Annotated in this window: 5 protein-coding genes and 1 pseudogene; 4 read left to right on the top strand and 2 right to left on the bottom strand. The window is 71.9% G+C overall.

The window, feature by feature from the left end; all coding sequences use genetic code 11:
- Both PV363_RS14305 and PV363_RS14300 read left to right on the top strand, forming a co-directional pair.
- A pseudogene (locus tag PV363_RS14305) lies at positions 1-353 on the top strand (RNA polymerase subunit sigma-24); the annotation flags it as partial.
- Positions 354-401: 48 nt separating this feature from the next.
- Positions 402-2195 (top strand): DUF429 domain-containing protein, encoded by a 1794-nt coding sequence (locus PV363_RS14300; RefSeq protein WP_301022660.1) that lies wholly within the window; start codon positions 402-404, stop codon positions 2193-2195.
- Positions 2196-2202: 7 nt separating this feature from the next.
- Here PV363_RS14300 and PV363_RS14295 read toward each other — a convergent pair whose 3' ends face one another.
- Positions 2203-2895, bottom strand: coding sequence for a response regulator transcription factor (locus PV363_RS14295; protein ID WP_301022659.1), 693 nt, complete (start codon positions 2893-2895; stop codon positions 2203-2205).
- Complete coding sequence (locus PV363_RS14290) at positions 2892-4106, bottom strand: sensor histidine kinase (RefSeq protein WP_220344305.1); 1215 nt, start codon at positions 4104-4106, stop codon at positions 2892-2894. Before PV363_RS14290 ends, PV363_RS14295 begins: the two co-directional genes overlap by 4 nt.
- A gap of 194 nt (positions 4107-4300) precedes the next feature.
- On the opposite strand from PV363_RS14290, the gene PV363_RS14285 reads away from it, so the two are divergent.
- Positions 4301-6397, top strand: a complete 2097-nt coding sequence (locus tag PV363_RS14285; protein ID WP_301022658.1) for an MMPL family transporter — start codon at positions 4301-4303, stop codon at positions 6395-6397.
- A gap of 85 nt (positions 6398-6482) precedes the next feature.
- The coding region (locus PV363_RS14280; RefSeq protein WP_301022657.1) for an ABC transporter substrate-binding protein at positions 6483-6988 on the top strand (506 nt) is incomplete at its 3' end.

Raw genomic sequence — 6988 nt, 5'->3', positions numbered from 1 at the left:
CGTGCCACGCTGCCGCGCCGACAGCCGCGAGCACCGACTGGAGACGGATCGCCGGCCTCTACGGGCAGCTTGCCGAGCTCACGCGGTCGCCCGTCGTCGCGCTCAACCGCGCCGTCGCGGTCGGCATGGCCGAGGGGCCGGAGGCCGGACTGACGCTGGTCGCTGAGCTGGAGGGGAGCGGCGCGCTGCAGGGCAACCACCTCCTGCCGGCCGTCAAGGCCGACCTGCTGCGCCGGCTCGGACGCGCCGACGAGGCTCGCACGTCGTACGAGGAGGCACACGCGCTCGCCCGCAACCAGCCCGAACGCGACCACCTCGCCCGAAGGACCGCGGAGCTCGGCACACCGACGTGAGAGCGACCGGCCGAGGCACGACGCGCGCGATGGGGCAGGCTGTGCCTCATGTACTTCGTCGGAGTCGACCTCGCGTGGGGTGAGCGCAAGCCGACGGGCCTCGCGGTCATCGACGCGACGGGGCACCTGGTGCACGTGTCCGCGGCACGGACGGACGATGAGATCACCGAGGCGTTGGAGCCGTACACCGCGGGTGACTGCCTCGTGGCGATCGACGCACCTCTCATCGTCACCAACGCCTCCGGCAACCGGCCCGCCGAGGCCGCGCTCAACCGGGACTTCGCGCGCTTCGACGCCGGCGCTCACCCGTCCAACACCGCCAAGCCCGAGTTCTCCGAGAAGCCCCGCGGTGCACGACTCGCGGCGCGACTCGGGGTGGACATGAACCCGCGCTCGGGGCGTGCTCGCCGGGCCATCGAGGTCTATCCGCACCCGGCGACGGTCGCCCTCTTCCGACTGGGTCGGACGCTGAAGTACAAGAACAAGCCCGGCCGCGACCTCGAGCAGCTCCGTACCGAGCTGATCGTGCTGCTCGGCCTCATCGAAGGGCTCAGCGCCGCCGACCCGCGTCTGGTCGTGGACACGGCCGAGGCCGGGGACACGTGGCGCGCCCTGCGCGAGGCCGCCGAGGCGGCCGAGCGCAAGAGCACGCTCCGCGTGGTGGAGGACCAGGTCGACGCGGTGCTGTGCGCGTACGTCGGTCTCTTCGCGACCCGGCGCCCGGACGAGACCACCACGTACGGGGACTTCGAGACGGGCTACATCGTCACCCCGAGCCTCCCCGAGGGGTTGAGCCCCGCGCCACGGGCGAAGCGGATCGTCGCGCCCACCACCCGCGATCCCCGGTCAGCCGTGCGCGAGTACGCCGAGCGGCAACCGCGGCTGCGGGCATCCGCTGCCGAGTTCGTGCGGCTGGTGACCTCGATCCTCGACGACGCCGGCATCAACTACCTGACGGTGACCGGGCGTGCGAAGTCAGTCGCGTCCTTCGCCGACAAGGCGACGCGTACGGCCGACGGGGAGCCCGTCTTCACCGACCCGCTCCGCGAGATCACCGACCAGATCGGGATCCGGGTCATCACCTACGTGCAGAGCGACGTCCAGGCCGTCGTCGACCTGTTGGACGACCAGGTCGTCGTCCACGACGACCGCGACATGGGGCGGGAGACGGCGAGCGAGGGCCGGTTCGGGTACGCGAGCCGACACCTGCTGATCAGCCTCGGGGCGGACGGTGACGCCCAGCACCCGGACCTCGCCGGGCTCCGTGCCCAGGTGCAGGTCAGGACGGTGCTGCAGCACGCGTGGGCGGAGTTCGAGCACGACATCCGCTACAAGGGCACCGTCCCCGACGAGCACGTCCCCGACCTCGACCGCCGATTCACCCTGGCGGCCGGGCTGCTGGAGCTGGCCGACCGCGAGTTCTCCACGATCCGGGAGCGCCTCCGCGGCTCGCTGACCGATCCCGGGCTCGACGAGGGCGGGGAGGACCCCCGCATCACGCCTCGCGACCTCGCCGCGTTCCTGGCCGACCGCTATCCCGACGCGGGCTGGTCACGGCCCGACCACTACGACTGGATCGCCGGGCTGGTGCTGGAGCTGGGGATCACCTCGCTCACCGAGCTGGGCGAGATCCTGCGCTCGGTCGACGTCGCCGCCGTCACCGAGCGGATGGCCTACCGCTACCCACCGGGCGCCGTGCGCAGGCTCGACGACGCCCTCCTGCGGGAGTACGGCGAGCAGTACATCGCGCTGCACGGGAACGCGCACCGCGTGCCGCTCCTGCGCGCGCGGCTCGCCAAGATGTCGGACGGACCGTCGTCGGCCGGCGACGACGAGGGGTGACTCCCGGTCAGTCGGTGCCGACGAGCCCTGTCTGGTAGGCGACGACGACCAGCTGCGCGCGGTCCCGCGCTCCGAGCTTGGTCATCGCACGGCTGACGTGGGTGCGAGCGGTGGCAGGGCTGAGGAAGAGCTCGCCACCGATCTCGCCGTTGCTCATCCCCTTGCCGACCAGCGCGAGGACCTCGCGCTCACGGTCGGTGAGGACGGCGAGCCGCTCGTCGGAGGCCTGGGCGGCCTGGCGGCGTACGGCGAGCTCGGCGATGAGCCGTCGCGTGATCCGCGGGGCGAGCAGCGCCTCACCGGCGGCGACGACGCGGATGCCGTGCAGCAGCTCGGCCGGACCGGCGTCCTTGAGAAGGAACCCGCTGGCACCGGCCTGCAGGCCCTCGAAGACGTATGCGTCGGTGTCGTAGGTGGTGAGGATGAGCACGCGGACGTCGCGGAGACCCTCGATCGCGGCGATCCCCCGCGTGGCCTCGATCCCGTCGACCCGGGGCATCCGGATGTCCATGAGGACGACGTCCGGGCGGTGGGCGAGCGCGAGGCGTACGGCCTCGGCTCCGTCGCTCGCCTCACCGACCACCGCGATATCGTCCTCGACCTCCAAAAGCAGCCGAAGCCCAGAGCGGACGAGGCCCTCGTCGTCGACCAGGAGCACACGGATCGGTCGACCGTCGGTCGCGCCGTCACCGCCGCTCACGGGACGACCGTCCCGGGCGTCAGCGGCAGCCTCGCGACCACCTGGAAGCCGCCGGCGGGCGTCGGGCGAGCGTCGAGGTCACCGCCGAGGAGCTGACACCTCTCGCGCATCCCGCGGAGGCCCCTCCCCGGCTCTCCCGGCGACGCCCCGGGCCTGATGCCGCCATTCCGGCCGTCGTCGGCGACCCGGAGCTCGACCGTGCGGTGGTCGCAGCTCAGCGCGACGGTGACCTTCGTGGGCCCCGCGTGCCGGATCACGTTCGTGACCGACTCCTGCAAGATCCGGTAGACCGCCCCTCCGACCGCGCTCGACACGGGTACGTCGGCGCCGGTGCGCTCGAACGTCAGGTCGAGGCCGGCTTCGCGCGCGGTGTGGGTGAGCTCGTCGAGATCGGCCATGCCCGGCTGTGGCGCGCGGTCGTCCCGGTCGTCGCGCAGGACCCCGAGGATCGCGCGCATCTCGTCGAGAGCCCGCGAGCTGGTGCGCTCGATGGCCTCGAGGGTCGCCCGCGCCTCATCGGGTCGCCGATCGAGCACGTGCGCGGTGACGCCCGCCTGGACGTTGATCACGGCGATGGCATGGGCCACGGTGTCGTGGACCTCCCGGGCGATCCGCAGCCGCTCCTCGTCGACCCTCCTGCGTGCCTCCTCCTCACGCGTCCGCTCGGCCAGCTCGGCCCGCTCGAGGGCCTCGGCCGCGATCACCCGCCGCGACCGGACGCTCTCGCCGAGCGCCGCGCTCATCACCGTCGCGCCGATCCGGAAGAAGATCCAGCCGACCGCGGCCCTCGGCTCGACGTCGGCACCCGCCACCAGCCACACGACGCTCATCACGATGATCACGGACGCCGCCAGAGCGAGGGACCGGTGGCCGTCCCCGAGCGCGGTGAGCGTGTAGGTCGCCACGAAGAGCGCGATCCACCCCGGACCGTCGGGGTAGTCGAGGGAGTAGTACGTGACGCTGGCGAGCGCGGTCGCGAGGAACACCGCCACCGGCCACCGGCGGCGTACGACCAGGGCGGCCGCGCTCGCCGCGAGCAGCACGAGGCCGAGCCCTCCGAAGTCCGCGAGCGGGCGGATGACCGTCGCCGGCTCGGCCTCGACCTTGCTCACCGTGCCCTGGACCTGGAGGACCACCACCACGAGCGCGAGCACCGCGTCCTGCGCCCGTGCGGGCAGGCGGTAGCGGTCGAGACGCTCGATCGTGAGCATGAACCGATCCTACGGTCCGGCGACCGGGTCGCGGCTCCGTCGAGAAGCGCGACCACGTACGTCGACGGGCGTACGTGCGAGCCCGGAGCGCACGTCCCACGCACGAGGGAGAGACGTCCGACGGAGGACGCGGGACCGCGTGGATGCTCGCGACCATCGGTGTCATGACGCCACCTCCGACTCACACCGAGCCCATGACCGAGGCTGTGCCAGACCGCCGTACCCGCATGGAACGGTTGGCCGGCTTCGCCGGCCGCCACCGCTGGACCGCTCTCGCCTGCTGGCTGGTCCTGCTCGTCGCAGCGACGTTCGCCGGCCAGGCGGTCGGCGATGCGTACGACGACGACTTCTCCCTCCCCGACACGCAGTCGCAAGAGGTCGCCGACCTGCTCGAGACGCATGCCCCGACCCGCTCGGGCGACACCGTCGTCGTCGTGCTGCACGACGACGGCGGCTGGGCCAGCGACGTCGACCTCGATGCCCTGACCCGTGACCTCGCCGCCGTGGACCAGGTCGAGTCCGTCACGCCGCCGGACGCGCAGCGAGGCACCGTCTCGAGCGACGGGACGGTGGGTCTCGTCGAGGTCACGCTCGAGGGCAGGACGGGCGACGCGCCGTCCGCGACCTACGAGGAGCTCATCGAGGTCGCCGGGTCGTACGACTCGGGCCCGCTGCAGGTCGAGCTCTCCGGTGCCGGCGTACGGCAGGTCGAGGGCGGTGGGGGGTCGACCGCCGAGGCGGTCGGGCTGCTCGCGGCGGTGGTGATCCTGGTGCTGATGTTCGGGTCGTTCCTGGCGGCGAGTCTGCCGCTCATCACCGCCGTGCTCGCGGTGGGGTCCACCTTCGGGTTGACGGTCCTGCTGTCGCACGTGCTCACCATCCCCAGCTACACCCCCGCCATGCTGGCGCTGGTCGGTCTGGGCGTGGGCATCGACTACTCCCTGCTGATCTTCAGCCGGTACCGCAGCGAGCTGCTCGCCGGGGCCGGCAGGGACCGGGCAAGCCGCGTCGCGCTCGACACGGCCGGACGATCGGTGCTGTTCGCCGGCGCCAGCGTGATCCTCGCCCTTGGGGGCCTGTTCACCCTCGGCGTCGACGCGTACGAAGGTGCCGTCACGGCGGTCGCCCTCACCGTCCTCGTGACGATGCTCGCCTCCGTCACCCTCCTCCCCGCGCTGCTGAGCCTCTTCGGCAGACGGATCGAGAAGCGGGTCCACCGGCATGCCGCGAAGCGGGGCCGCGGCACCGGTCAGGTCTGGCGCCGCTGGGCATGGTGGGTGCAACGCGCGCCCTGGCCGGCCCTGGTCGTCTCCGTCGTCGCACTCGGAGCGCTCGCGATCCCCGCGGGGAGCATGAACCTCGGCTTCAGCGACGCCGGCACCGACGACGAGAGCACGACCGCGCGGGCGGCGTACGACCTGGTCAGCGAGAAGTTCGGGCCTGGCGCCAACGGTCCGCTGGTCGTCGTCACCGAGGGCACGGAGGACCAGGCGCGGTCGGCGTACGCCGAGCTGGCTTCGCACCCCGGCATCGTCGGAGACCGGGTGTCACCGCCGGTCGCCGTCGCCGACGGTCTGTTCCTCATCCGGGCCGAGCCGACGACCGGCCCTCAGGACGAGGCGACCGCAGACCTGGTGACCGCCCTCCGAGACGATCTCGGCGAACCGCATCTCGTGGGTGGCGCCACCGCGGCGTACGTCGACTTCTCCGACACGATGGCCGACCGGTTCCCTGTGTTCGTCCTCTGCGTCGTGGGGCTGTCCAGCCTCCTCCTGATGTGGGTCTTCCGATCGGTCGCCGTCGCCGTCAAGGCGGCGCTGCTCAACGTCCTCTCCATCGGCGCGGCGCTCGGCGCGATGACGCTCGTCTTCCAGGAGGGATACCTCGGAGCGCAGGCCGGTCCGATCGAGGCGTTCCTGCCCGTCTTCGTCTTCGCGATCGTGTTCGGGCTCTCCATGGACTACGAGGTCTTCCTGCTCTCCCGGATGCGGGAGGAATGGCTGCGGACCGGGGACGCGAGCCTGGCGGTTCGCGAAGGGCTGGCCCACACCGGCGGCGTCATCACGGCGGCGGCCGCGATCATGGTCGTCGTGTTCGGGTCGTTCGTCCTGTCACCCGACCGGATGCTGCAGCAGATGGGCTTCGCCATGGCGGTCGCCGTGCTCTTGGACGCCCTGGTGATCAGGTGCCTCGCCGTCCCTGCGGTGATGCGTCTCCTGGGTACCCGTGCGTGGTGGATGCCGAGGAGAAGCTCTCCTTCCCGAAACCGCGGGCAGGAGGCACCGGCGTGACCTAGGGTTGCTGCAAGTCATTCGCAACAACGTCGGCCTCGCAACTGTGCGATCCGTGGCGGCCTGAAAGGGCGGTGGCAACGCGATGCGCGGAGCGCTCCAGAGCGACCGACGACTCCGTCGGGGAGGGGTCCGCGGCCTCGTCGCGATCGTGGCCGCGGCCCTCGCGCTGGCCGGGTGCGGAGCCGGAGGTGGATCCTCCGAGCCGGGCGCGAGGACGACGATCCGGGTGGCGACCATGGAGCCGGTGGGGATCCTGGACCCGTGGGACTTCGTGGGCCAGTTCCATGCGATGGACCTGGTGTACGAGCCGCTGATCGCCTACGGCGAGGGTGGTGCGCTGGAGCCGGCGCTGGCGGAGTCCTGGGACGTGTCCGGCGACGGGTTGACGGTCACCTTCGCGCTCCGTGAGGGCGTGCGGTTCCACGACGGCACCGACTTCGACGCCGCGGCGGCGAAGTTCAACCTCGAGCAGTGGGTCGGCAAGGAGAAGTTCGCCTTCCTCGGCGGCTCCCGGGCGATCTCCTCGATCGAGACACCGGCCTCCCACACGCTGGTCCTTCGGCTGTCGGCGCCGTACCCCCCGTTGCT

This window comes from Mumia sp., assembly GCF_028803055.1.
In the GTDB taxonomy this organism is placed as follows: domain Bacteria; phylum Actinomycetota; class Actinomycetes; order Propionibacteriales; family Nocardioidaceae; genus Mumia.
The sequence above is the reverse complement of the archived record's forward strand: the minus strand, read 5'-3'. Positions and strand labels throughout refer to the sequence as shown.

Bases quoted from the DNA above. Each gene is read 5' to 3' on its own strand.
- PV363_RS14300 (WP_301022660.1), top strand. From the start codon at position 402: ATGTACTTCGTCGGAGTCGACCTCGCGTGGGGTGAGCGCAAGCCGACG.
- PV363_RS14290 (WP_220344305.1), bottom strand. From the start codon at position 4,106: ATGCTCACGATCGAGCGTCTCGACCGCTACCGCCTGCCCGCACGGGCG.
- PV363_RS14285 (WP_301022658.1), top strand. From the start codon at position 4,301: ATGACCGAGGCTGTGCCAGACCGCCGTACCCGCATGGAACGGTTGGCC.